Source organism: Nocardia exalbida NBRC 100660 (assembly GCF_000308575.1).
GTDB classification, from domain to species: Bacteria; Actinomycetota; Actinomycetes; order Mycobacteriales; family Mycobacteriaceae; genus Nocardia; species Nocardia exalbida.
The window spans coordinates 1-24,338 of record NZ_BAFZ01000128.1; the positions used below are offsets into that span (position 1 = coordinate 1).

The window sequence follows — 24,338 nt, forward strand, 5'->3', positions numbered from 1 at the left end:
GGGGAACCGGAGGTAGTTGGGATGCGTCATTAATAGTGACGAACCACTGAACGATTCAGAGGCAGGTCCCGTCGGCGAGGGGATCCCCGCGATGTCAGATGCGAACAACGGAGGTGCGATGGCTACCCGGTCCGTGCCGCAGCCCCCGTTCACGCCCGAATTGCTGGCCGACCTGCATGCCGACAATGTGACATCGGCGCAGCGAGAGCAGCTGTGGCCCGCGGTTCCGCACGACCCGGAGGCAGTGCGGTACCTGGACGCGTTGGACGAGGTCACCACCGAGTTGCGTGCTCTCGGCCGGGATGAGCACATCATCCATTCGATGCCGGAGGACGTGGCGGCACGGCTCGCTCTGTTCATCGATGAACTGGAACCACCCGAGGAGACTCCTGCGGAGAACGCCACGGTTCACGAGCTTTCCCCCGCCCGGGCGCGCGAATCCGCTGCGGCAGCAGAGATTTCCGGAACCGCGCCGGTGGTTCTCGACGAGCATCGGCGCGGCAGATCCCGCTGGCTCGCGGCGGCGGCCGCGGCGATCGTCACGGTGGCGGGCGCCGGTGCCTGGTTCTCGACGTCCTTCGACGGCGATGCCCCCGCGCCCACGGCACAACCGACCCCGGGGAACGACGACTGGGGTGACGATCTCACCGCCACCACGGCCCTCAGCGCACTCGGCAGGCACAACGTCACCGGATCGCTGGCGGGCCCGGGAGCGCTCGAACGTTGTGTCCGGGCGAACGGTCTCGACCGCACGGTGCTCGGGTCGACCGACATCAGATTCCAGGGCGGCAACGCGGTGCTCATCCTGCTCAACGGCCCGCAGCCGCCCAAGATCACCGCACTGGTGGTCGGCACCGGCTGCGGTACCGGCGATCCACAGCGCAAGGCATTGCAGGACATCGGCTGACCTTGCGATCTGCGCCACGCACACGGGTGTGACCCGGACAAGCCGGGAACAACAGCCATTACCCTGTTGTTGACCGACACGTCCGATCGAATCTTCCCGGAAGGGCCCCATGAGCGAACGTAGCGAGCAAAGAAACAACACCGGCACGCCAGTTCGCGACCTGATCATCATCGGCTCCGGACCCGCCGGTTACACGGCCGCCATCTACGCGGGCCGTGCCGAGCTCCAGCCGCTGCAGTTCGAGGGGACCCAGTTCGGCGGCGCGCTGATGACCACCACCGAAGTCGAGAACTTCCCCGGCTTCCGCGACGGCATCATGGGCCCTGATCTCATGGAGGAGATGCGCGAGCAGGCCAAGCGGTTCGGTGCGGATATCCGCACCGAGGACGTGGAGGCCGTCGACGTGACCGGCCCGATCAAGAAGGTCGTCGTGGGCGGGGAGACCTTCGAGGCCTACGCCGTCGTCCTCGCCATGGGCTCGGCCGCACGCTACCTGAACGTTCCGGGGGAACAGCGCTTGCTCGGCCGCGGTGTCAGCGCCTGCGCCACCTGCGACGGTTTCTTCTTCAAGGGCCAGGACATCGTGGTGGTCGGCGGCGGCGATTCCGCGATGGAAGAGGCGACCTTCCTCACCAAGTTCGCCGCCAGCGTCACCATCGTGCACCGCCGCGAGGAGTTCCGCGCCTCCCGCATCATGCTCGAGCGGGCGAAGGCGAACGAGAAGATCAAGTTCGCGCTCAACGCCGAAGTGGTCGAGGTGCACGGTGAGACCAGCGTCACCCACCTGACCCTGCGTGACACCAGGACCGGCGAAACCTTCGATCTGCCCGCCACTGGGCTGTTCGTCGCGATCGGCCACGATCCGCGCAGCGAACTCGTCAAGGGCCAGGTCGCCTTGGACGACGAGGGCTATGTACTGGTGCAGCACCCGACCACCGCCACCGACGTCCCCGGCGTCTTCGCCGCCGGCGATCTCGTCGACCACACCTACCGCCAGGCGATCACCGCCGCGGGCACGGGCTGCCGGGCGGCCATCGACGCCGAGCGCTGGTTGGCCGACCAGGGCGACATCACCTCGAACACCCTCGACCACGCGGGTGAGTCGGTAACCGTTCCCGCCAACTGAGCTCGCGCGAACGAGCAACACCTTTCATCTCGCTGTATCGCAAGGAGAACACCCATGCCCGAGTCCGCCAACACCGTCACCGTCACCGACGCGTCGTTCGCCGACGACGTGCTGCTGAGTGAGAAGCCCGTCCTCGTCGATTTCTGGGCGGACTGGTGCGGACCGTGCAAGATGGTCGCGCCCGTCTTGGAGGAGATCGCGGCCGCGTACGCGGACAAGCTGACCGTCGCGAAGGTGGACGTGGACGCGAACCCGAGCACCGCCCGCGATTATCAGATCCTCTCGCTGCCCACTATGATGCTGTTCCGCGGCGGTAAGCCGGTCAAGCAGATCGTCGGGGCGAAGGGCAAAGCGGCTCTTCTGCGCGAACTCGAAGACGTCATCTGACGGCGCGATCCGACGACGCGCCGTACGATGCCTGGACCCGGGGATTGTCGAAACCCGGTCCGGGTCTGAGACAATCGACCGACGTTCCGGTCGTGCGAAGGTGTAGCCCATCGCATGAGTGGGTACCCGCGGGTTTGACGGAAGGAAAGGGCTCTCACGCATGCACCGACTTCGTCACGGCGATTCCGGTCCAGCCGTAGCAGAGGTTCGGAGCACCCTGGCAAGCCTCGGGTTCCTACACGCGCATATCGCTACCGATCACGCGGACACACGCGAGTATTGGAAGGACACCGAGGTCTCCTTCGACCACCACCTCGACTCGGCGGTTCGCGCATTCCAGCAGCATCGCGGCTTGCTCGTCGACGGCGTGGTCGGCCCGGCCACCTACCGGGCACTGAAGGAAGCGTCCTACCGGCTCGGCGCGCGCACGCTGATCTACCAGTTGTCCGCGCCGCTGTACGGCGACGACGTGGCCACACTTCAGCGCAGGCTGCAGGACCTCGGCTTCTACGTGCACCGCGTCGACGGCTACTTCGGCCCGCACACCCATGACGCGCTGACCGCCTTCCAGCGGGAGATCGGGCTGTCCGCGGACGGCATCTGCGGTCCCGACACCCTGCGCTCGCTGGATCTGCTCGGTGCCAGGGTGACCGGAGGCAATCCGCACCGGATCGCCGAGGAAGAGGTGGTGCACCGGGCGGGGCCCCAGCTGACCGGCAAGCGGATCGTCATCGATCCGGGTCTCGGCGGTCCGGACAAGGGTTGCGCCGTGCCCTCCGAATACGGCGAGGTCTACGAGTCGGAAATCCTGTGGGACCTGGCCAGTCGTCTGGAAGGGCGGATGGCGGCCACGGGTATGGAGACCTTCCTGTCACGTCCGTGGGGCGCCAATCCCACCGACGCCGAACGCGCGGACACGTCCAACGCCTTCGACGCCGACTTGATGATCTCGCTGCGCTGCGCCACCAACCCGAGCCCGCTGGCCAACGGTGTGGCCGGGTTCTACTTCGGCAACTCGCACGGCTCGGTGTCCATGATCGGGCAGGTGCTGGCCGGGTTCATCCAGCGGGAGGTCGTCGCCCGAACCTCGCTGCAGGACTGCCGAACCCATGCGCGAACCTGGGATCTGTTGCGTCTCACCAAGATGCCCACCGTGCAGGTCGACATCGGTTATCTGACCAACGAATACGACGCCTCGGTGCTCACCAACCCGCGCATGCGCGACGTGATCGCCGAAGCCATCTTGATCTCGGTGAAGCGGCTGTACCTGCTCGGGCAGGACGATCAGCCGACCGGTACCTACACGTTCGCTGAGCTGCTGGCCGAAGAACTGGCCGCCGCGGACCGTATGTAGCCTCGGCCTTCTCGCAACGAAACGTCCCCTGCCTTCCGACTCGGCAGGGGACGTTTCGGCGTTTGCGTCAGCGCGCTCCGATGCGGGTCGGCGCGGTCATCGATGCCGCCGCGAGCAGCTGATCCAGCGCCCGTTCGACGTCTTCCTTCCAGCCGTGGTCGGAGTCGAGTTCCAACCGCAAGCGGGGGAACCGGTGATGCTGGGCCACCACCTCGAAGCCGACATCCTCCAAGAAGTCGGCGTCGATCATGCAACTCTCGGGCGAGCACTCGGTCGTCGCACCCGCAGCGCCCGCCCCCTTGATCGGTGCGACGATCCGCTCGAGCAATGTCATCGAGCCGGATCGCTCCGCGAGTGCCTGCGTCGCCGGGTCGGTACGGATGCCGAACGCTTCCAGAGCGCGCACGCCACGGCGCACCAGATCGGCTACCACGGCCTGGACCAGGCGATGGGCTACATCGACGCCCTGATACGGGAATTCGGCCCGCAGCGTGGTCAGCAGGACCGCGTCCGGGCTCACGGGGGAGGTGGGGAAGAGCGCGGCCCGAGGTACCACCCTCGGCGGTGCGTAGAAGGCACAGCCGGCGACGCTGCCGTCGACGTTCGCCACCTGTCCGCACGAACCCCACTCCAGCATGACCGTGGACAGCCAGGCTTCCTTCTCGAACACCGGATCGCTGAAATTACGCGAGTCCTCCGCCACCGCGGGGTCCATCTCCCAGAAGACACAGCGCCGCGCATGCGCGGGAAGCTTTTCCAGTCCGCCGAGGGTTAGTGCTGTGACGCTGGTCGACACCGCTCTGCTCAGCCTCCAGCTGTCCGATTCATCCACGCTCACGTCGCATCAAAGTCTGCTCGCCAGCAAGAATAAGCGATCAAGGGGAACCCGCCTCATTCCATGTCGCTGTGCTGTTGGTCAAAAGAACTTGTGTTGCGTCGCCGGGAGCGATCCGCGCTCCACGACCGCGCGAAACCCTGCCGTCACAGTGACGTTTCGGCCGGGAACTCGCACCTATCGAAACCACAAGTTTAATTTCGTCACTTCTGTCACACCTGGGGCGCGCTCTGCTCCATCAGGGCGACGATCCTTTCGAGGTCTTCGACCGACCCGAACTCGACGACGATCTTGCCTTTGCGCTTGCCCATACTCACGAGGACCCGGGTGTCGTAGGAGCCGGACAGCCGATCGGCCACGGCTTGTAGGCCCGGCATCTCGATCGGCTTGCGACGAACGACGGGAGAGGGCGCGGCCGCGTCCTGCTCTCGGTTCGCCAGCATGACAGCTTCCTCGGTGGCCCGGACCGAGAGTCCCTCGGCGACGATTCGGGCGGCGAGCACCTCTTGAGCGTCCGCACCCGCTTCGAGACCGAGCAGTGCTCGCGCGTGCCCGGCGGACAGTACGCCCGCCGCGACCCGGCGCTGCACCGGGATCGGCAACTTCAGTAGACGGATCATATTCGTCACAACCGGTCGAGAGCGGCCGATTCGCGAGGCCAATTCCTCGTGGGTGACGTCGAATTCCTCCAGCAGCTGCTGATAGGCCGCCGCCTCTTCGAGCGGGTTCAGCTGCACCCGGTGGATGTTCTCCAGCAGGGCGTCGCGCAGCATCGACTCGTCCGCGGTCTCCCGGACGATCGCGGGAATGGCAGCCAGGCCCGCTTCCTGGCATGCTCGCCAGCGCCGCTCGCCCATGACCAGCTGATAGCGGTCCACGCCCGGCTCGGTCCGGCGCACCACGATCGGCTGCATCAGACCGAATTCGCGGATCGAATGCACCAGCTCGGCCAGGGCGTCTTCTTCGAAGACCGTGCGCGGCTGCTTCGGATTCGGCTCGATCTGGTCCGGCGGGATCTCCCGGTAGATGGCTCCGCCGGCCTCGAGTTCGGCGTTGTCGGCCGGATCCGGTACCCGATGCAGATAGGTGGAAGGGGGCTGCGGCCCGACCGGATCCAGACCGATGACACTCGCAGCGGCGCTGCTGAGGCCCGGAGCGGCCGTCGGTGTCGTCGGAATCAGCGCGGCGAGACCGCGCCCCAGCCCACCCTTCTTCGCCTGACTCATCGGTCTACCGACCCCTTCCTCGTTCCGCCACCAAACCGGACTGTGCCGGGCGCCGACCCGGCCCGCCGAGTCACTCCGCCGACTTCGTCGCGGCGACGCGCGGGACCGCGCGGGCCGCCATCTCGCGTCCGGCATCCAGGTAGCTCATCGCGCCCCGGGAGCCTGGATCATAATCGAGCACCGTCATGCCGTAACCCGGCGCCTCCGACACCTTCACACTGCGTGGGATCACCGACCGCAGCACGACATCGCCGAAGTGCCCGCGGACCTCCTCGGCGACCTGGTCGGCCAACTTGGTGCGACCGTCGTACATCGTGAGGATCACGGTCGAGACGTGGAGTTCCGGATTCAGGTGCGCCTGCACCAGTCCGATATTGCGGAGCAACTGACCGACGCCCTCCAGCGCGTAGTACTCGCACTGGATCGGGATCAGCACCTCCTTCGCCGCGACGAGCGCGTTCACCGTCAGCAGACCCAAGGAAGGCGGGCAGTCGATCATCACGTAGTCGATGTCGTAACCGGCGATGTTCGCCTCTTGGATCGCGGCTTTCAGCCGACCCTCCCTGGCCACCATCGACACGAGTTCGATCTCGGCGCCCGCCAGATCGATGGTCGCGGGGATACACAGGAGACGCTCGCTGTGCGGGCTGGTCTGGATCGCGTCCCGCACCGAGACCTCGCCGATGAGCAACTCGTAGCTGGAGGGGACGCCCGAATGGTGCTCGATACCCAGGGCGGTGCTGGCGTTGCCCTGCGGGTCGAGATCGATCACGAGAACCGTCATCCCCTGATGCGCCAGGGCAGCCGCCAGATTCACGGTGGTGGTCGTCTTCCCGACCCCGCCCTTCTGATTGGCGATCGTGATGATGCGTTGCTCGTGCGGTTTCGGCACAGTCACCTTTCCTGGATGGAGGACCTGACTTGCACGTTGCGCTTCGGCAGCGATCGGGGTCTCACTGGGGGAGATGTGCCCGAACGGCGTATTTCCGAATGCCTCCGCGTCGAAATTGCTGGAGTCCAGCATCCCCGGCACGCGCGACGTTGTTTCCCGTGAAACATTCGCCGGACCGCTCGACATAGACAGCTCCTAACCCGAGAAACTTCAGAACACGTACGCGCGATAGGACGGATCGGCGCCGTGCCAGCAACAGCCTTTGTCGGATCGAACACGATGCACAACCGGGTCCGCAGCGCCCGATCGACCGAGCGGAGCTCCTCGCCGCTGTGACAACCAGATCCCTCCGTGGCACCTACGCTCACGCCCGACGGACACTAGCTTGCCAGCACTGAGCGGTTTAAGAAAGCTGAATCGCGGCGAGGCGCAAAGCGACACGCAAATCCGCACGAATTCACCCCGCCGCGCGCGCTGTTTCACATGAAACATTGGCCGCGAACCAGTGGGCGGGGCGGTTCGACCTGACGTGGTGGACTGAGCATCGAAGACCGGGCAGCTGGGTCGCAGCGACGGTTTGGGGGTCTGCTTCCGGCCACCTCGACGAACGTTCTCCGTCCAGCGGATGCATGCTCGTTCCTTCGGATGGGCGCACCTGGTCACGAAGGTGGCGGACGACGAAGCGATGGACGTGGCAGCGGTCGATGGCGATCACGGACAGGGGATTCCACTATTAGGAGTGCACCGGCGTCGGGTGCCTGAATCGCGCTCGCGTCATGCCGGGGCTGCTGAGCAGAACGGCCGAGTGTTCCACTGAGTGCCGCCCTGAGCCATCGGCGTTCCCCTTCGGGATGCGGAAGCGATCGAGTGTGGCAGAAGCGGAGAAGCGCTCCTCCGGGAACGCTGGCGCACACGCAGCCGCATCGCCCATGGAAGATCGGCCGTTGGCGATCCGAGTTGAAGGGAAGTATCAGCCACTCGGTTCCGCCGTCTGTTCATCACCGCACCGATGTTTCACGTGAATCATCGTGTGCCGCAATTTCAAGCACTGCGCACGCAGCGCCCGCAGACGGTCCACTGCTCGCGAGGTGCACTGGTCGCGCCGCCCGCACACAGCCACTTCTCCAGCGTGGGCGTTTACTCGAGGGAGGGGGAACCACCTCGGGACCAACCACCTGCCCATTCCGAAGACTTGCTTATCGCGGGCGCAGCCGCATCATGCCCGTGTGGTACGCCCGGCCATCGCTGCCCCTCCAAATTCACCACCCCTCCGCCCTTTCGCGCCCTCCGCCTTTCGCGCCTTCCGTTCGTGCGCGCCTTCCGTTCGTGCGCGCCTTCCGTTCGTGCGCGCCCTCCGTTCGTGCGCGCCCTCCGTTCGTGCGCGCCCTTCACTCGTGCGCGCCCTTCACCTTCTGCGAGCTCCGCTCGTGCGCGCTCTCGGTTCGCGTGCTCTCCCACCCTTCCGCGCGCTCCACCTTCCGTGCTCTGCGCCCTTCCGTGCGCTCCCGCTCGTCCGTGCGCTCCCGCTCGTCCGTGCGCTCCCGCTCGTCCGCGCGCTCCCGCTCGTCCGCGCGCTCCGCTCGTCCGCGCGCTCCGCTCGTCCGTGTCCACCGCTCGTCCGTGTCCACCGCTCGTCCGTGTCCACCGCTCGTCCGTGTCCACCGCTCATCCGTGCGCTCACTTCTCGCGTTCTCCCACCCTTCCCTTCGCCGACGAATTCCTCGCCCCGAACGCGCTGGAGTGGGACGAGCAGAAGCACTTCCCGGTGGACGTTGCTGCGCAAGGTGGGCCCGGTCGGTCTCGGCGGCATCTACGTGCGCGAGGACGTGGGCGGTTCGGGCCTGCGCGCCCTCCGCCCTACCCCGCGCGCTCAGTTCTTCCTCGCCCTCCGTGCGTCTGCGCGCCCAGTTCTTGTGCTCTCCCGCTCGTCCGTGTTCTCGGCTCTCCCGTGCCGTCGCTCGTCTGGGCGCTCGGCTCCTCCGTGTCCACCGCTCGTCCGTGCGCTCAGCTCTCACGCCCGGCTCTTCATGCCCACCTCCGCGCGCTCACTTCTCGCGCTCTCCACCCTGCCGCGCGCTCCGACCCTGCCGCGCGCTCAGTTCTCGCGCACCCCCGGCTCTTCACGCCCACCGCTCGTCCGCGTCCTCGGTTCTCGTGCTCTTCCGCCCTTCTGCCTATCCGCGCTCTCCACCCTTCCGCGTGCTCAGCTCGTGCGTACCCTCGGCTCTCGTGCCCACCACGTCCGCGGCTCCGCCCTTCCGTGCCTTCGCCTTCGTGTGTGCCCTCCGTCGTTCTGTACACATCTACTGCGTGGCGCACCTTCCTCCCTCTTTTTCGGTGCGCCGCAACGCTCGGCGCGGATGCGCGGCGCGCAGTCGCCGCGCTTCGGTCTTCTGCGCGGTTCACCAATCTGCGCCCCTCGAGAATGCGCCCGCTATCGCTGTTCGCGCACTCCTCTCATCCGCGCGGCCGCACACATCCACTTCGCGCGCACTCACCTTCGCCTGTGCGCACTCGCCTCGCGCTCCGCATGTCCGTCGTTCGCACGAACCAAGTCGGCGGCACGATGGGAATGGCCCGGGGCGTAGGACACTCGATCGTTTCTGCTCCGCAACCCGGCATGACGCGAGCGCGCTATCCAAATACTCGAGGGACTGGCTTGGCCTGCCGCGCCGCGAGGCACACGCAGTCATGCTCGGCTAACGCCTGTCTGGACATCGGCGCCGAAAGTTCATTCGCACAGCGCTCTTACAAGCGGCAAGCTTTGGCCCCATCGCGATCTCCAGAGATGCAGAGACTCCGTTAACCATCGCGCGGTGGGATGATCGCACCGGTACGTCCCGTGCCCGACCCTCCCGCCGAAGATGGTCCTTCCGGCCTCACCCGGCCGCGAGCGCTGGCTGCAACGATGACACGTCGTGGCCCGACAAGAAGCCGACTGTGATTCACGTGAAACATCGGGAGGGTGAAGCGCGCTGGTCGCAAACCGTAGTGTTCTGGCTCGGATTCACGTGAAACATACGGAGGCGGCGGCCCGTCGACATGACGTCGCCAACCAGTGAAGCGACCTCGCCACTGCCTCGAATGGATCCTCGGGAGTCGGGCCCGCCAGACGCGGTCCTGTTGTCGCCTCCCGCCGGGATGAACGGGCTGGTGTCCATTGCCAGCAATGTGTCCGACGGGGCGCGCGGCACTGGCCGCTCGAGGCCGAACAGTCCACAGCCCCCGCGGATCCGCCACGTCGAACTCCACGCGGATAACGCGCGAGCGCCGGGCGCGCCTGATACGGATCTATAGCCGGGCGACTCGGCACTGGATGATGTTTTCGCGTCGCCGATGGCGATCTCAGTGGAATTCCGGGTAGCGAACATATCCGCTTGCCCGTGTTCGACTTTCATCATTTCGTCAGAGTGACGAAACGTGCCCAGGTCCTAAGGTCGGGCATAGAATCTTCGGTATCGAAGCTTCTACTTGGCCTTGCGCGCCGCACGCTTGCGCCCACGCCCCGTCGTCGCCGTGCGCCCTGCCTTACCTTCGCGTTCGACCGCTCGTTCGGCCCGTCGCAGGGAACTGCGCTCGGCGCGGGGGAGCCGCTCGGCGCTGATCACCATGGTGGGCGTGGCCACCAGGCCGACACCGCATTGCAGCACGACCGCATTGCCGGCTCCGGCTTTCGCCAGCGCGGCGCCATCGCGTTCCAGTTCTTCTGCCGCGCTGGAACCCTTGAGTGCGAGCATGTGCCCATGGTCGCGTAGGAGGGGCAGTGACCACTGAGCGAGTTTGCCGAGCGGGGCTACCGCGCGAGAGGTGACAACGTCCGCGCCACCGGCTTCTTTCATCACACCGGACTGCTCGGCCCGTCCTCGCACCACGGTTACATCCAAGTCCACCGATTCGATGAACTCGCTCAGAAACACGGTTCGGCGCAGCAATGGTTCGACCAGGGTGATCCGCAGGTCCGGCCGCGCGATCGCAAGCGGGATACCGGGCAAGCCGGCGCCACTGCCGATGTCGACCACGGAGGCTCCCTCAGCGATCAACTCGCCGAGGACTGCACAGTTGAGGATGTGGCGATCCCAGAGGCGGGGCACCTCGCGTGGGCCGATCAAGCCGCGCTCCACGCCCGCGGTCGCGAGCGCCGTGCAATATCGACGCGCGAGATCGAGTCGGTCGCCGAAGACGGTGGCCGCCGACGCGGGTGGCTCCAGCTCCGCGGGTACCGCGGCGGCTCCACCGAGATCTCGTTCCACGTGAAACATCCTTCCGAACTCGGGTCGATCTACGAGCGAGCAATCGGGCTCCGGACACGAACAAGGCCCCCGATCCGAAGACCAGAGGCCCTATCCAACCACTACCCGTCCGGGCCGCGAAACATGCCGCCCGCTTGGGGATGCCGCGGGTCAGCCGGGAACGACCACCACGTGCCGGTTCGGTTCCACACCTTCGCTCTCGCTGCTGACGCCCTCCACAGCGGCCACCGCGTCGTGCACGATCTTGCGCTCGAACGGCGTCATGGGCGCGAGCGACTCCGGCTCGCCGGAGTCCAGCACTCGCTGCGCCGCCGCCGCTCCGAGCTCGCTCAGTTCGGACCGCCGTTTGGCCCGCCACCCTGCTACGTCCAGCATCAGTCGGCTGCGTACGCCGGTCGCCTGCTGGACGGCGAGACGAGTCAGCTCCTGCAACGCGTCGAGCACCTCGCCGTTGCGGCCGACGAGCTTCGTCAGATCACGTCCGCCGTCGATGCTCACCACCGCACGGTCGCCTTCCACGTCGAGATCGATGTCACCGTCGAAGTCGAGTACGTCAAGCAGCTGCTCGAGGTAGTCGCCGGCGATCTCGCCTTCCTCGATGAGCGCTTCCTCGGCATCGGTCACGACATCGCCGGTGTCCGCCTCGGCGTTCGCCATCGTCGTCGCCACGGTGGCATCCCCTCCGTCGGTCTCAACAGTCATTTGATTTCCTTCATCTGCTCATCGCGCGCGCCGGGCAATCGCCGCCGGGCGGTATTCGCGATCAAGGGTTGCTCAGCGGTCGAGGTGGGCGGATCAGCCCACCGATCGGTCGTCAGCGCTTGCGCTTCTGATTCGCCCTACCCCGGTTGCCCGGCCGCTTCTGGCCGGCCGGTCGGCGTTGACCCGCGGCCTGCTTCGACGGCTTCGCGGTGCCATTCGTCGATGCGACAGCAGTGTCCTCGTCCGACCCGGCGTCGGCCGCGGCGGCGGATTCCGGCTTCTTCTTCACGTTGACCGGTTTGGCACCGGGCTTCGGCGCGTTCTGCGCGCGCTGCTCCAGCTTCGCCTGCTTCTTGGCTTCTTCTTCTTTCGCCATGCGACCGAACACGAGGTGCTGCTGCCCGTAGGTCCAGATGTTGTTGGAGACCCAGTACAGCAGGATGGCGATGGGCAGGAACGGGCCACCGACGAGCACGCCGAGGGGGAACACCCACAGCGCGAGCTTGTTCATCATCGCGGCCTGCGGGTTGGCCGCGGCTTCCGGCGTCTGCCGCGCCACCGACGCGCGGGCGTTGAAGTGGGTCGCCAGACCCGCGATGACCATCAGGGGAATTGCGACGAGCGCGATGCTCAGCTTGCTCGGTACGCCGCCGTAGCTGGCGAATGCCTGCAGTTCGTTGACGGGTGTGGTGATGAACGCCGAGATCGGCGCGCCGAAGATACGGGCGCTCAGGAAGGACTGGACATCGGCCGCACTGAAGACGTAGTTCGCGGTGTTCGCGTTCTGCTCCGGCGTCATCGCGAGCTGACCGAGGCCGTGGCCGGTCCGGTTGAACGAGCGAAGCACATGGAAGAGTCCGAGGAACACCGGGACCTGAGCGAGGATCGGCAGGCAACCCATCAGCGGATTGAAGCCGTTGTCCTTCTGCAGCTTCTGCATCTCGACCGCCATCTTCTGGCGATCGTTCTTGTATTTCTTCTGCAGCTCTTTGATCTGCGGCTGCAGTTCCTGCATCTGCTTGGTGGTGCGCACCTGCTTGACGAACGGCTTGTAGAGCACCAGGCGCAAGGTGAACACCAGGAACACCACGGCCAGCGCCCAGGTGAGACCGTTGTCCGCGCCGAACGCGAACCCGAAGACCCGATGCCAGAACCAGAGGATCCAGGACACCGGGTAATAAATGAAGTCGAGCACGGCTCTATGCACTCCCGTCGTTCGTGTCGCCGATCACCGCGTGCGGCGATCCTTTACAAGCGTTCGGCTCCGACCGCGGTTCGGCGGGCAGGCTCGGTTCCTGCGTCGCCGCGTCGGTCGCTGACCCGTCCGCAGGCTCGGCGCGGGATGTGCTCCGCTTCCGCTCCGGGACGGGGTCCCACCCACCAGGGTGCCAGGGCGCGCATTTGGCCAAGCGCACGACCGTCAGTCCGAGCCCGATGAACAGGCCCCGAGTGCGCAGTGCGGTAACCGCGTACTCGCTACAGGTCGGGGTGAAACGGCACACCGGCATGCGGGTGGGGGAGACGTAGGTCCGATACAGCTCGATCGAAAAGATCAGCACGTTCACGGGCAGTCTGGCGATCTTCGCCCAAAGGCTCATGCCCGGCCGCCCGTCGACACGCCCGTCTCGGCGGCGAGGCCGAGCTTGCGCAGCGCGGTGCGTACCTGGCGCAGCAGGTCCTCCGACGAAGCCATCGCGGCGCCCGGAAGCGCACGGATCACGACATCGGTCCCCGGCGGCAGTTCGTCGACCACCTGGGCGCACATATGACGCAGGCGGCGGGCAACGCGATGTCGAATCACCGCGTTGCCCACCGCCTTGCTGACGATCAACCCGAACCGCGGCCCGCCTACGCGGACCAGCAAGTCGTCCGGGACCTGATCATGTCGTCCATTCGTGCCCACAACTCCGTCATACCCGTGTGCGAGCGCATGCACGACCAGATCACGCCTCCCGATTCGCTGGCCGCGGCGCACCGTCCGGGAGAAGTCGGCACGATGATGCAACCGATACGGCTCAGGCAACACCCGAGCGTCCGAGAGCGAGGATCAGGCAGTGAGGGAGGCGCGGCCCTTACGGCGACGCGCCGAGACGATGGCGCGACCCGCACGGGTGCGCATCCGGAGGCGGAAGCCGTGAACCCGCGCCCGACGACGGTTGTTCGGCTGGAACGTCCGCTTGCCCTTGGCCACGGTCAACACTCCTCGAGTAGGCGGGCACCAGGTGGTGCCCGAAGCTTGTCGGTGATACGTATATTGCGCGAATGAATCGCAGGTCTGGTCATCATCGGCGCGCGTCGGTCCTGGCGCACAGTCGGTCGATCACGACCTAAACGCGGTCAGCACAAGACCGCCACCGCACCAAGGGGTGACTGTACGAGGGTACTGATCGGTCCGGGACGGGTCAAACTCGACCCCCTCTTTCCCCGGCCCCCGCAACCAGGCGGAATCGGTCGTCCGGAGTGAGGCGTTCCGGCCATCCCAGTGAGTTCGTCCACGCCCCTAGCCATCCCGTAGGCTTGGCCGCCAAGGTACGTAGCCAGACGATTGCTGTAGAACCGCAGGTCGCAGCGTTGCCCTCTCCGCGCATGCCCGCGTTTCACAGCTCCCCAGGGTTCTCCACATCTGTGGATAATTGTGTGGAAAGACCCCTGGAGTGGCATATTCGTAGGGCCGACGGTGCCCACGCCGCTGTCCTGATGGGGGACCCGGACAGCGTCCGAACCGGTTACGGACGTACGCAGGATCACGGGGCCACCCCCGAGCATCACATTCCACGCGTGCCCCGGCCGTCTGCTCCTATCGACCTACTCCGGGGAGGAAACTGCATGGACGACGAGCAGAACGTGCTGGCCACGGTATGGCCCGAGGTTGTGAGCGAGCTGACCACCGGATCGCCGGACGGCGCCATCCCTCCGGTTACCCGGGCGCAGCAGGCCTGGCTGAAACTGGTCAAGCCGCTGACGGTCGCACAGGGGTTCGCCCTGCTCTCCGTGCCCTCGTCGCTGGCCCAGGAGGCCATCGAACGCGATCTGCGCGAGCCCATCCTCCGTTCCCTCGGCCGCAGGCTCGGCCCCCAGGTGGAAGGACTCGGCGTCCGCATCGCCGCCCCGACCACCCCGACCGTCGACCGCCAGAGCAACACCCCACGGCACGCGCGGATGACGAGCAGGCCGGAGCGCCCACGAGAAGGCAGGCCTCCCGCCGCCTACCCCGGTTCGGAATTCCCCGGCCGCGACGCGTACCCGGGGCCGCGTTATGCACAACCCGCCACCGACTATCCCGCGGCTTCTCCTTACAACGACAGCTCCGACTACGCCGGCGCCGACTACGGGCAGGACTTCGCCCCGTCGGAGGAGTACCGCCAGCCGGAGTACGCCCGTACCGACTATCCACAGCACGGTGAGTACTCCACGACGGCCGAGCTGCCCATGATGTCCGGGCCGGACGCCGCACCGCGCCGGGAACCCGGACTTCCCCCGCGCCGGGAGCCTGCCATCCCGCCGGGGCAGGAGTCGCTGTTCAACCCCGAACCGTCGCCGGGCAGTGCGCGCGGCCCGCTCCGTGCACCGCTGCGCGAGACCACCGACGACGACTCGGGACCGGCGCACGATCCGGTACGTGAGCCGGTCGCCGAACGTCCGCGCGGCGATCATGACGACGAGCCCGTGGTGAACGTCCGCAACTCGTGGCCCACCTACTTCGCCAAGTCGCAGGAATCGCCGGCTCCGTCGACGTCCTCGGCCAGCCTGAACGCGAAGTACACCTTCGAAACCTTCGTCATCGGCGCGTCCAACCGCTTCGCGCATGCGGCGGCCGTGGCCATCGCCGAAGCCCCCGCCCGCGCCTACAACCCGTTGTTCGTCTGGGGCGCCTCGGGATTGGGCAAGACGCACCTGCTGCACGCGGCGGGCCATTACGCGCAGCGTCTCTTCCCGGGTATGCGGGTCAAGTACGTGTCGACCGAAGAGTTCACCAACGACTTCATCAACAGCCTGCGCGACGACCGCAAGGTCGCGTTCAAGCGCCGTTACCGCGAGACCGACATCCTGCTGGTGGACGACATCCAGTTCATCGAGGGCAAGGAAGGCATCCAAGAGGAGTTCTTCCACACCTTCAACACGCTGCACAACGCGAACAAACAGATCGTCGTCTCCTCGGATCGTCCACCCAAGCAGCTGGCCACGCTGGAAGAGCGGCTGCGGACGCGATTCGAATGGGGACTGATCACCGATGTGCAGCCGCCCGAGCTGGAGACCCGCATCGCCATCCTGCGCAAGAAGGCGCGCATGGACCGGCTCGATGTGCCGCACGACGTGCTGGAGCTGATCGCCAGCCGGGTGGAGCGCAACATTCGCGAGCTGGAGGGCGCGCTGATCCGGGTGACCGCGTTCGCCTCGTTGAACGGCCAGCCACTGGATCTTCCGCTGGCCGAAGTGGTGCTGCGCGACCTGATGCCGGACACCGCGGCGCTGGAGATCAACGCGGCCACGATCATGGCCGTCACGGCGGAGTACTTCAACACCACGTTGGAAGAGCTCACCGGTCCCGGTAAGGCTCGCCCGCTGGCCCAGGCCAGGCAGATCGCCATGTATCTGTGCCGCGAGCTGACCGACCTGTCTTTGCCGAAGATCGGCCAGGCGTTCGGCCGCGACCACACCACGGTGATGTACGCGGAGAAAAAGGTCCGCAAGGAGATGACCGAGCGGCGCCGCGTCTACGACCAGGTGCAGGAACTCACAGCCCGGATCAAGCAGCGCTCTCGCTGAGCGGTATCCACACCCGAGCACCGCCCCTGACCTGGGGCGGTGCTTTTTTGTGGGTTGTGGATTCCTCGAGGAATCCTTGTGGAGTCCTCGAGGAATCCACTGGTTTGTCCACCGATCCGCTAACAGGGCGCGGTGATCGCCTCCTCGAGTCCGCTCACAGGGCGAATTCCACAGTTTCCCCAGGCATGTTTGCGCACAGGCGCTGACCTGGGGCCTGTCCGGATCGGGCCTTGTGGAATCCTCGAGGAGTCCGTGTGGAGTCCTCGAGGATTCCTCGAGCTGTCCACGATTTCGTGCACATGTGTGAACAACCGGGTGAATCCGGTGGAACAACTCGAGGACCACTCGAGGATGAATCTGGGACAACTGCGGAACCTCCACAGACCCCTCGTGTTCATCCTCGAGACACCCCATGGCCATCCCCACGGCACCACGCCCCCTGAGCAGCGGATTCGGGCGCAGTCCACAGAATCCACAGCGCCTACTACTACTTCAGTTCTTCTCATTAGAGATCTCTCTTCAAAACAGGGTGTGTGGAAAGTCGGTCGGACGCCGCACCTTCGCCGGCGGTCCCGGTTTCCCGGCAAGGACGACAGGGATCCGCGAGAGCCGAAAGCCGGATCGGCATCCGTCGTCCGTGCCGCGGTATGCCCCGACTCGGTCCCGTGCTCCGCCCGCTCGTCCGCGCTCGGGACTCGCGTATTCATGGCGCCGGAGGGTCGGGCTAGGTGCACGTCGCTCGCGCGGGTACGGTTTGATGTCTGTCGCCTGTGCCAGACTGCGAAGGCGGCCGATTCGGCAGGACCCTTTCGAGCACCGACACTGACGAGCCGACAACAGATCACGGAACCGGGAGAGGACAGATCGGGCGATGGAGCTTGCAAGCATGAAGTTTCGGGTCGCCCGTGAGGATTTCGCCGAGTCCGTCGCCTGGGTGGCGCGCAGCCTGCCGTCCCGGCCTCCGGTTCCGGTGCTCGGCGGCGTGCTGCTGGTCGCCGACGAGGACGGCCTGACCGTCTCCGGTTTCGACTACGAGGTCTCCGCGCAGGTGCGGGTCGCGGCCGAGGTCGCGGGCCCCGGCCAGGTACTCGTCTCCGGTCGTCTGCTGGCCGACATCACCAAGGCGCTGTCCAACAAGCCCGTCGACGTCTCCGTGGACGGCACCCGCGTGCTGATCACCTGTGGCAGCGCGAAGTTCTCGCTGCCGACCATGCCCGTCGAGGACTATCCCCAGTTGCCCGAGGTGCCCCAGCAGACCGGTGAACTGAGTGTGGATGTCTTCGCCGAGGCCGTCGGGCAGGTCGCCGTCGCCGCGGGCCGTGACGACACCCTGCCGATGCTGACCGGTATCCGCGTGGAGATCGAGGGATCCAAGGTCGTTCTCGCGGCGACCGACCGGTTCCGCCTCGCCGTCCGGCACATCGAATGGCAGCCCGCGCGCGCCGACATCGAGACTTCGGTGCTCATCCCGGCCAGGACGCTCTCGGAGGCCGCCAAGACGCTCGGGCCCTCCGACGCGCCCGTTCAGCTGTCCCTGGGGACCGGTGCGGGGTCGGACGGCCTGCTCGGCATCGTGAACGCTGGCCGCCGGACCACCACGCGCCTGCTCGACGCGGAATTCCCCAAGTTCCGCCAGTTGCTCCCCAAGGAGCACACCTCCATCGCCACCCTCGCCGTCGCCGCGCTGGCCGAAGCGATCAAGCGCGTCGCGCTGGTCGCCGAACGCGGCGCGCAGGTGCGGCTGGAGTTCTCCGCCGACGGCCTGCTGCTGTCGGCGGGCGGTGACGACGCGGGCCGGGCCGAGGAGTGGCTGGAGGCCGATTTCCGCGGTGAATCGCTCACCATCGCGTTCAACCCCGGCTATCTAATCGACGGCTTGTCCGCCCTGCACTCCGACCGCGTCACCTTCGGCTTCACCACGCCGAGCAGGCCGGCGGTGCTGCTGCCCGCCTCCGACGAAGAACCCGAGGTGCTCGACTCCGGAACGTTCGCGGCGTTGTCGAGCCCGTACATCTATCTGCTGATGCCGGTCCGGCTGCCGGGCTGATCGCCTGTGCATGATCTGGTTTCCTATGGATCCGCGCCGCGTGGTCCAGCGCGGGTGAACAGTGATGCCGCTGGAAAATCCCCAGCGACGTCGGAGAAACCGGTTTACGCGCAGTTGGGGGCCCACTTTATCCACAGGTGTTCCACAGGGCTGTGGCGCACCGCAGGGCATCTGCCCAGGGCGGCGACGATGTACCGATCGGCGGGAATGTCCGCTTCGGCCCAGGCAGGGGCGCGATAGCGGATGTTCGTCCGAACTCTGTCGCTGCGTGACTTCCGCTCGTGGGAGTATGCGGAACTCGAATTATCCCCAGGTCGAACCGTTTTCTTGGGATCGAACGGCAACGGCAAGACAAACCTGTTGGAAGCGATCGGCTACCTGGCCACGCTCGGTTCGCATCGCGTCGCCTCGGAAGCTCCGTTGATCCGCACCGGGGCCGAGCGGGCCCGGGTCGGCGCCACCGTGGTCAACACCGGCCGCGAGTTACGCATCGATGTGGAGCTGAACCAGGGCAGCGCCAATCGCGCGCAGATCAACCGCTCACCGGTCCGCCGGACGCGGGAGGTCCTGGGGATTCTGCAAACCGTGTTGTTCGCGCCGGAGGATCTCGCGTTGGTGCGCGGCGACCCGGGCGAGCGCCGTCGATTCATGGACGAGTTGTGCACAACCCGCCTCCCCAGGTTGGCCGCGGTTCGTGGGGACTACGACCGGGTGCTACGCCAGCGCTCGGCACTGCTGAAAACGGCTGGGCGGCAAGCTCGGTCCAAGGCCGATCTGAGCACCCTCGACGTGTGGGACGGGCACCTCGCCGCGCACGCGTCCGTTCTGCTCGCCCAGCGGCTGCGCTTGGTGCACGAGCTCGCGCCGTATCTGGCTCGGTCCTATGCTTCGATCGCCCCGGAGTCGCGGCCCGCGGCGATCGCCTATCGCAGCGCCGCGCTGCCCCCGGAGTTCCTGGACCCGGCCAGGGCGCCGCGCCCGGAGGACCAGGAGGAGCTGGAGGGGGTCCTGCTGCGCGAACTCGCCGCCGCGCGACCGAAGGAACTCGAGCGCGGGGTGTGCCTGGTCGGCCCGCACCGCGACGAACTGGACCTGATGCTGGGGGACTCGCCCGCCAAGGGGTTCGCCAGCCACGGCGAGTCCTGGTCGTTCGCCTTGGCTTTGCGGTTGGGCGCGTTCGAACTGCTGCGCGCCACAGGCGCCGAACCGGTGCTGCTGCTCGATGACGTGTTCGCCGAACTCGACCGGCGGCGCCGCGCCGCGCTGGCGGCCGTCGCGGCAGGCGCGGAGCAAGTGCTGATCACGGCGGCCGTGCCGGAGGACGTACCCGCCGAACTCGCCGCGGTGCCGTTGCGGGTGGAAACCGCGGGCGGTCCCGACGGCCGCGTCTCCCGGATCGTCGCGGAGAACCCGTCGGGCAGCGACGATCTCGGCGGCGAACGGGAGAACGACGAGGCCACGCATCCGGCGATCGAGAGCGAACGTGATCCGGTCACCGGTTCGACGGAGTCGCGGGCGCCGTAATCATCCACAGGAGAGTGGACAGGTGATCCCAGCATCCACATCGGCCGCTCCGGTCCACTACAGTGACCAGTCGTCGGTGCTACCGATCGAGTTCTCCCCAGTTGAGCCCGATTCCCCAACACCTGTGGAAAACTCGCTCGGCCGGGAGGGATCGCTCCTGTGAGACTCGCTTCAGCAACGGCTGAGCAAGCGACCGAACTTGTCCGGAATCCGGCGATTTGGGCGGTGAACAGATTGTTCGCCCGGCTACCGGGGCGTGCGGTGCGCACGATTCCCGGTACTGGCAACCTCGGGAAACGGCTGGGGACAACTTGATCGAAACTGGGGACAAACGACCGACTGCGGAGGGAGCGGGGCGATGAACGATCAGCCCGTGGAGCCCGGCCCCGCCGAATCCGCAGGAGCGGAGCCCGAACTGCGCGGCATCGACCTGGCGCGGCGCGCCCTCGAGGAAGCGCGCGCCGCGGCACGGGCGAGTGGCAAGGCTGTCGGTCAGGGGCGTTCCTCGCCTCAGCGCAGGCTGCGGCCCGGCGCCCGCAGGCGCACCGGATGGTCCGGCGCCGGCCCCGATGAGCGCGATCCACAGCCGCTGTCCAGGCTGACCGGCTCCATCGCCAAGAACCGCGGGTGGTCGAACAAGGTGGCCGAGGGCATGGTCTTCGGCCGCTGGTCGGGAGTGGTGGGTGAGGACATCGCCGCGCACGCCACACCGATCACCCTGAAGGACGGCGTACTGAGCATCGCCGCCGAGTCGACCGCGTGGGCGACGCAGCTGCGGATGCTGCAGAGCCAGATCCTGGCGAAGATCAATGCCGCGGTCGGCCAGGGCGTGGTGACCTCGCTGAAGATCTCGGGGCCTGCCGCGCCGAGCTGGCGCAAAGGTGAACGCCATATCAGAGGTCGCGGACCGCGCGACACCTACGGCTGACCACCACGAGCAGTATCTGATACTTGGTGTTACGTTATTCCGAAAGTGGCGTTTCACGTGGAACGTCCCGGTTCGAGGTCGCACCGAGCAGCTCGCGACGCCGGACCGGAATCGTGCGGGCAGAAAGAATTTCGATGACGATCACCACGGCGGTCGGTCCGTTTCCGGCGAGCGCGACTCGAACGGTTCGCCGAGGTGACGTCGAACTCGCGGTCTACGAATGCGGCAACCCCGACGGCGTGCCGGTTCTGCTGATCCATGGCTGGCCCGATACCCATCTGCTGTGGAGTCGGGTAGCGGCCAGGCTCGGCGGCCGCCATCGTGTGATCGCCTTCGACAACCGAGGCGTGGGCAGCAGTTCGGCGCCGACAGCGGTCGAGGACTATCGGATCGAGGAACTCGCGGCCGATGTCCGTGCGGTCATCGACGCGGTCGCGCCCGGCGAACGGGTGCACGTCCTCGGGCACGACTGGGGATCGGTGATCGGGTGGGAAGCGGTCGCCGCCGCGGACGCCGCATCGATGATCGCGTCCTTCACCTCGGTGTCCGGCCCCAACCTGGACTTCCTCGGCGCCTATCTGCGTGGTCCGCTCACCCCGGCGCGGCTGCGCGGCGCCCTGACCCAAGCCGTGGCATCGGCCTATACCGTCGCCTTCCAGATCCCCAAGTTGCCGGATCCGGTGCTGCGGGTCCTCGCCGGCCGCTGGCCGCGTTTCCTCGCGTTCTTCGACGGCCTGGACCCCGCGCTGGTGGAAACAGCGCCGACGCTGCGCACCGATATGCTCAACAGTCTGAAGCTCTACCGCGCGAACATCCGGCCGCACCTGCGTCATCCGCGGCCTCGTCCGATCGAGGTGCCCGTCCAACTGATCGTCGCCACTCGCGACCGCGCCGTGCGGCCCGTGGCCAACGCCGAGGCCGACCGGTGGGTGCCGCGTTTGACCCGGGTCGAGATCCCGGCGCGGCACTGGTCGCCGATCTCCCACCCCGCGGAGCTGGCGCGCCACACCGCCGCGTTCATCGCTCGGGTCGACGCCCCGCGCTGATCCGGGGCGGTGACCCGCCGACTCATCTCTCAGGCCACTTCTGATGGATCAAAACCAGCGGAAGGCGGAACCGAGTCGCCGAATTCCGATTTCTCGCATCCACGGCGCTGTGAGGGGTGTCGGAAGTGGGTTGTAAGTTGGGTGTACCAGTAGGATGGTGACGTAACTAGCGGCGATACCTTCGGCGCGTTCCGCACAGTCCGCGCGTGGACCCTGATTCTCGAGAGAATGACCAGGGTCGACGCGTGCTGTCCGATCGCTCTATGCCGGGATCAGCAAGTAAGGAGAGCTACCGACCAGTGGCTGCCAAAGACTCCACCGCATCGGGTTCGACCAGAACGACCGGGAAGCAGGACTACGGTGCCTCCTCCATCAAGGTTCTCGAGGGGCTCGAGGCGGTTCGCAAGCGTCCGGGCATGTACATCGGCTCCACCGGTGAGCGTGGTCTGCACCACCTGATCTGGGAGGTCGTCGACAACTCCGTCGACGAGGCGATGGCCGGGTACGCGACGAAGGTCGAGGTCACCCTGCTGGCCGACGGCGGCGTCGAAGTGGTCGACGACGGCCGCGGCATTCCAGTGGCGATGCACGCCCAAGGCATACCGACCATCGAGGTCGTCATGACCCAGCTGCACGCGGGCGGCAAGTTCGACTCGGATTCCTACGCGGTGTCCGGTGGTCTGCACGGCGTCGGTATCTCCGTGGTCAACGCGCTGTCGAGCCGCTTGGAAGCGGAGATCGACCACGACGGCTACCACTGGAGCCAGACCTACAAGGACGCCATCCCCGGCAAGCTGATCCAAGGTGAGCCGACCAAGAAGACCGGCACCACCATCCGCTTCTGGGCGGATCCGGAGATCTTCGAGACCACCACCTACAACTTCGAGACGGTTGCCCGCAGGCTGCAGGAGATGGCGTTCCTGAACAAGGGACTGACCATCAAGCTCACCGACGAGCGCGTCAGCGACTCCGATGTGACCGACGAGGTGGTCAGCGAAACCGCCGAGGCGCCCAAGCACGCCGAGGAGGGCACCGCGCCCGCCGAGCACAAGGTGAAGACCCGGACCTACCACTACCCGGGCGGTCTGGAGGACTTCGTCCGCCACATCAACCGCACCAAGCAGGCGATCCACAACTCGGTCGTCGGGTTCACCGGCAAGGGCACCGGCCACGAGCTCGAGGTCGCGATGCAGTGGAACTCGGGCTACTCGGAGTCGGTACACACCTTCGCGAACACCATCAACACGCACGAGGGCGGTACGCACGAAGAGGGCTTCCGCGCGGCGTTGACCACAGTGGTCAACAAGTACGCCAAGGACAAGAGGCTCATCAAGGAGAAGGACGGCAACCTCACCGGTGACGACATCCGGGAGGGCCTGGCCGCCATCGTGAGCGTCAAGGTCGGCGAGCCGCAGTTCGAGGGCCAGACCAAGACCAAGCTCGGCAACACCGAGGTGAAGTCGTTCGTGCAGCGCACCTGTAACGAGCACCTCACACACTGGTTCGAGGCGAACCCGGCCGACGCGAAGACCATCGTCAACAAGGCGGTCTCCTCGGCGCAGGCCCGCGTCGCCGCGCGCAAGGCGCGCGAGCTGGTGCGGCGCAAGTCCGCCACCGACCTGGGTGGTCTGCCCGGCAAGCTGGCCGACTGCCGGTCCAAGGATCCGAGCAAGTCCGAGATCTACATCGTGGAGGGTGACTCCGCAGGCGGCTCGGCGAAGTCCGGCCGCGACTCGATGTACCAGGCGATCCTGCCGCTGCGCGGCAAGATCATCAACGTCGAGAAGGCGCGTATCGACAAGGTCCTCAAGAACAACGAGGTCCAGTCGATCATCACCGCCTTCGGTACGGGCATCCACGACGAGTTCGACATCAGCAAGCTGCGCTACCACAAGATCGTGCTGATGGCCGACGCCGACGTGGACGGCCAGCACATCTCCACGCTGCTGCTGACGCTGCTGTTCCGTTTCATGCGCCCGCTGGTGGAGCACGGGCACGTGTATCTCGCGCAGCCGCCGCTCTACAAGCTCAAGTGGCAGCGCAGCGATCCGGAGTTCGCCTACTCCGATCGCGAGCGTGACGGTCTGCTCGAAGCGGGGCTCGCCGCCGGAAAGAAGATCAACAAGGACGACGGCGTGCAGCGCTACAAGGGCCTCGGTGAGATGAACGCCAAGGAGCTGTGGGAGACCACCATGGATCCCGCGGTGCGGGTGCTTCGTCAAGTGACGCTCGATGACGCGGCCGCTGCCGACGAACTGTTCTCGGTCCTGATGGGCGAGGACGTCGAGGCGCGTCGCAGCTTCATCACCCGCAATGCCAAGGACGTTCGCTTCCTCGACGTATAGCC

Annotated in this window: 20 protein-coding genes and 1 pseudogene; 11 read left to right on the forward strand and 10 right to left on the reverse strand. The window is 66.6% G+C overall.

All coding sequences use genetic code 11. From position 1 onward, the window contains the following. The first annotated feature begins 118 nt into the window (after positions 1–118). The 4 genes from ON29_RS29555 (at position 119) to ON29_RS29570 (ending at position 3,774) form a co-directional block, all read left to right on the forward strand. Entirely contained in the window at positions 119–907 is a 789-nt protein-coding gene (locus ON29_RS29555) for an RsmA family anti-sigma factor (protein ID WP_040871368.1), read from the forward strand. 109 nt (positions 908–1,016) lie between these two features. Then, a complete protein-coding gene (gene trxB, locus ON29_RS29560; protein ID WP_040871370.1) occupies positions 1,017–2,033 on the forward strand; it encodes a thioredoxin-disulfide reductase in 1,017 nt (338 codons plus the stop codon). A 54-nt stretch (positions 2,034–2,087) separates the two neighbouring features. Continuing rightward, complete coding sequence (gene trxA, locus ON29_RS29565) at positions 2,088–2,420, forward strand: thioredoxin (protein ID WP_040871372.1); 333 nt, start codon at positions 2,088–2,090, stop codon at positions 2,418–2,420. 160 nt (positions 2,421–2,580) lie between these two features. Beyond that, positions 2,581–3,774: an N-acetylmuramoyl-L-alanine amidase gene (locus ON29_RS29570; RefSeq protein WP_040871373.1), complete on the forward strand. Its 1,194-nt coding sequence runs from the start codon at positions 2,581–2,583 to the stop codon at positions 3,772–3,774. 67 nt (positions 3,775–3,841) lie between these two features. Here ON29_RS29570 and ON29_RS29575 read toward each other — a convergent pair whose 3' ends face one another. The 4 genes from ON29_RS29575 to ON29_RS36175 form a co-directional block, all read right to left on the reverse strand. Then, positions 3,842–4,570, reverse strand: coding sequence for a hypothetical protein (locus ON29_RS29575; RefSeq protein WP_040871374.1), 729 nt, complete (start codon positions 4,568–4,570; stop codon positions 3,842–3,844). 251 nt (positions 4,571–4,821) lie between these two features. Further along, positions 4,822–5,835 (reverse strand): ParB/RepB/Spo0J family partition protein, encoded by a 1,014-nt coding sequence (locus ON29_RS29580; protein WP_040871375.1) that lies wholly within the window; start codon positions 5,833–5,835, stop codon positions 4,822–4,824. Between the two features lie 70 nt (positions 5,836–5,905). Further along, positions 5,906–6,859 carry a ParA family protein gene (locus ON29_RS29585; protein ID WP_040871376.1) on the reverse strand — a complete coding sequence of 318 codons (954 nt, stop codon included), beginning with the start codon at positions 6,857–6,859 and terminating at the stop codon, positions 5,906–5,908. Between the two features lie 1,256 nt (positions 6,860–8,115). Further along, on the reverse strand, positions 8,116–8,355 hold the full coding sequence (locus ON29_RS36175; protein WP_040871377.1) for a hypothetical protein: 240 nt from the start codon (positions 8,353–8,355) through the stop codon (positions 8,116–8,118). A gap of 26 nt (positions 8,356–8,381) precedes the next feature. On the opposite strand from ON29_RS36175, the pseudogene ON29_RS37320 reads away from it, so the two are divergent. Then, positions 8,382–8,580 (forward strand): annotated as a pseudogene (locus tag ON29_RS37320) (acyl-CoA dehydrogenase family protein); the annotation flags it as partial. A 1,614-nt stretch (positions 8,581–10,194) separates the two neighbouring features. Here ON29_RS37320 and rsmG read toward each other — a convergent pair. From rsmG to rpmH, 6 genes are all read right to left on the reverse strand, one after another. After that, positions 10,195–10,986: a 16S rRNA (guanine(527)-N(7))-methyltransferase RsmG gene (gene rsmG, locus ON29_RS29595; RefSeq protein WP_083864148.1), complete on the reverse strand. Its 792-nt coding sequence runs from the start codon at positions 10,984–10,986 to the stop codon at positions 10,195–10,197. A 141-nt stretch (positions 10,987–11,127) separates the two neighbouring features. Beyond that, a complete protein-coding gene (locus tag ON29_RS29600; protein ID WP_051175727.1) occupies positions 11,128–11,634 on the reverse strand; it encodes a Jag family protein in 507 nt (168 codons plus the stop codon). Positions 11,635–11,791: 157 nt separating this feature from the next. Beyond that, positions 11,792–12,874, reverse strand: a complete 1,083-nt coding sequence (gene yidC / locus ON29_RS29605; RefSeq protein WP_040871379.1) for a membrane protein insertase YidC — start codon at positions 12,872–12,874, stop codon at positions 11,792–11,794. A gap of 4 nt (positions 12,875–12,878) precedes the next feature. Continuing rightward, on the reverse strand, positions 12,879–13,277 hold the full coding sequence (gene yidD, locus ON29_RS34100) for a membrane protein insertion efficiency factor YidD (RefSeq protein WP_051175729.1): 399 nt from the start codon (positions 13,275–13,277) through the stop codon (positions 12,879–12,881). Then, on the reverse strand, positions 13,274–13,705 hold the full coding sequence (rnpA, locus tag ON29_RS29615; RefSeq protein ID WP_040871381.1) for a ribonuclease P protein component: 432 nt from the start codon (positions 13,703–13,705) through the stop codon (positions 13,274–13,276). Before rnpA ends, yidD begins: the two co-directional genes overlap by 4 nt. Before the next feature lie 21 nt (positions 13,706–13,726). After that, on the reverse strand, positions 13,727–13,870 hold the full coding sequence (gene rpmH / locus ON29_RS35140) for a 50S ribosomal protein L34 (protein WP_006550910.1): 144 nt from the start codon (positions 13,868–13,870) through the stop codon (positions 13,727–13,729). Positions 13,871–14,505: 635 nt separating this feature from the next. Between rpmH and dnaA the strand changes: the two genes are divergently transcribed. From dnaA to gyrB, 6 genes are all read left to right on the forward strand, one after another. Then, the gene (dnaA, locus tag ON29_RS29620) at positions 14,506–16,446 is read left to right on the forward strand and encodes a chromosomal replication initiator protein DnaA (protein ID WP_040871382.1); all 1,941 of its coding nucleotides are present in this window, start codon (positions 14,506–14,508) and stop codon (positions 16,444–16,446) included. Between the two features lie 871 nt (positions 16,447–17,317). Then, a complete protein-coding gene (gene dnaN / locus ON29_RS29625) occupies positions 17,318–18,493 on the forward strand; it encodes a DNA polymerase III subunit beta (RefSeq protein WP_040871384.1) in 1,176 nt (391 codons plus the stop codon). A 243-nt stretch (positions 18,494–18,736) separates the two neighbouring features. Continuing rightward, positions 18,737–20,017, forward strand: a complete 1,281-nt coding sequence (gene recF / locus ON29_RS29630; protein WP_083864149.1) for a DNA replication/repair protein RecF — start codon at positions 18,737–18,739, stop codon at positions 20,015–20,017. A 358-nt stretch (positions 20,018–20,375) separates the two neighbouring features. Continuing rightward, a complete protein-coding gene (locus ON29_RS29635) occupies positions 20,376–20,945 on the forward strand; it encodes a DUF721 family protein (protein WP_040871385.1) in 570 nt (189 codons plus the stop codon). Between the two features lie 134 nt (positions 20,946–21,079). Further along, positions 21,080–21,991 carry an alpha/beta fold hydrolase gene (locus tag ON29_RS29640; RefSeq protein WP_040871386.1) on the forward strand — a complete coding sequence of 304 codons (912 nt, stop codon included), beginning with the start codon at positions 21,080–21,082 and terminating at the stop codon, positions 21,989–21,991. Between the two features lie 299 nt (positions 21,992–22,290). Next, complete coding sequence (gene gyrB, locus ON29_RS29645) at positions 22,291–24,336, forward strand: DNA topoisomerase (ATP-hydrolyzing) subunit B (RefSeq protein ID WP_040871388.1); 2,046 nt, start codon at positions 22,291–22,293, stop codon at positions 24,334–24,336. The last annotated feature ends 2 nt before the right edge of the window (positions 24,337–24,338 follow it).

What these genes read in the sequence shown, in the direction of transcription:
- ON29_RS29555 (WP_040871368.1), top strand. Translation starts at nt 119, where the DNA reads ATGGCTACCCGGTCCGTGCCGCAGCCCCCGTTCACGCCCGAATTGCTG.
- trxB (WP_040871370.1), top strand. Translation starts at nt 1,017, where the DNA reads ATGAGCGAACGTAGCGAGCAAAGAAACAACACCGGCACGCCAGTTCGC.
- trxA (WP_040871372.1), top strand. Translation starts at nt 2,088, where the DNA reads ATGCCCGAGTCCGCCAACACCGTCACCGTCACCGACGCGTCGTTCGCC.
- ON29_RS29570 (WP_040871373.1), top strand. Translation starts at nt 2,581, where the DNA reads ATGCACCGACTTCGTCACGGCGATTCCGGTCCAGCCGTAGCAGAGGTT.
- ON29_RS29580 (WP_040871375.1), bottom strand. Translation starts at nt 5,835, where the DNA reads ATGAGTCAGGCGAAGAAGGGTGGGCTGGGGCGCGGTCTCGCCGCGCTG.
- ON29_RS29585 (WP_040871376.1), bottom strand. Translation starts at nt 6,859, where the DNA reads ATGCTGGACTCCAGCAATTTCGACGCGGAGGCATTCGGAAATACGCCG.
- rsmG (WP_083864148.1), bottom strand. Translation starts at nt 10,986, where the DNA reads ATGTTTCACGTGGAACGAGATCTCGGTGGAGCCGCCGCGGTACCCGCG.
- ON29_RS29600 (WP_051175727.1), bottom strand. Translation starts at nt 11,634, where the DNA reads ATGGCGAACGCCGAGGCGGACACCGGCGATGTCGTGACCGATGCCGAG.
- yidD (WP_051175729.1), bottom strand. Translation starts at nt 13,277, where the DNA reads ATGAGCCTTTGGGCGAAGATCGCCAGACTGCCCGTGAACGTGCTGATC.
- dnaA (WP_040871382.1), top strand. Translation starts at nt 14,506, where the DNA reads ATGGACGACGAGCAGAACGTGCTGGCCACGGTATGGCCCGAGGTTGTG.
- dnaN (WP_040871384.1), top strand. Translation starts at nt 17,318, where the DNA reads ATGGAGCTTGCAAGCATGAAGTTTCGGGTCGCCCGTGAGGATTTCGCC.
- recF (WP_083864149.1), top strand. Translation starts at nt 18,737, where the DNA reads ATGTTCGTCCGAACTCTGTCGCTGCGTGACTTCCGCTCGTGGGAGTAT.
- ON29_RS29635 (WP_040871385.1), top strand. Translation starts at nt 20,376, where the DNA reads ATGAACGATCAGCCCGTGGAGCCCGGCCCCGCCGAATCCGCAGGAGCG.
- ON29_RS29640 (WP_040871386.1), top strand. Translation starts at nt 21,080, where the DNA reads ATGACGATCACCACGGCGGTCGGTCCGTTTCCGGCGAGCGCGACTCGA.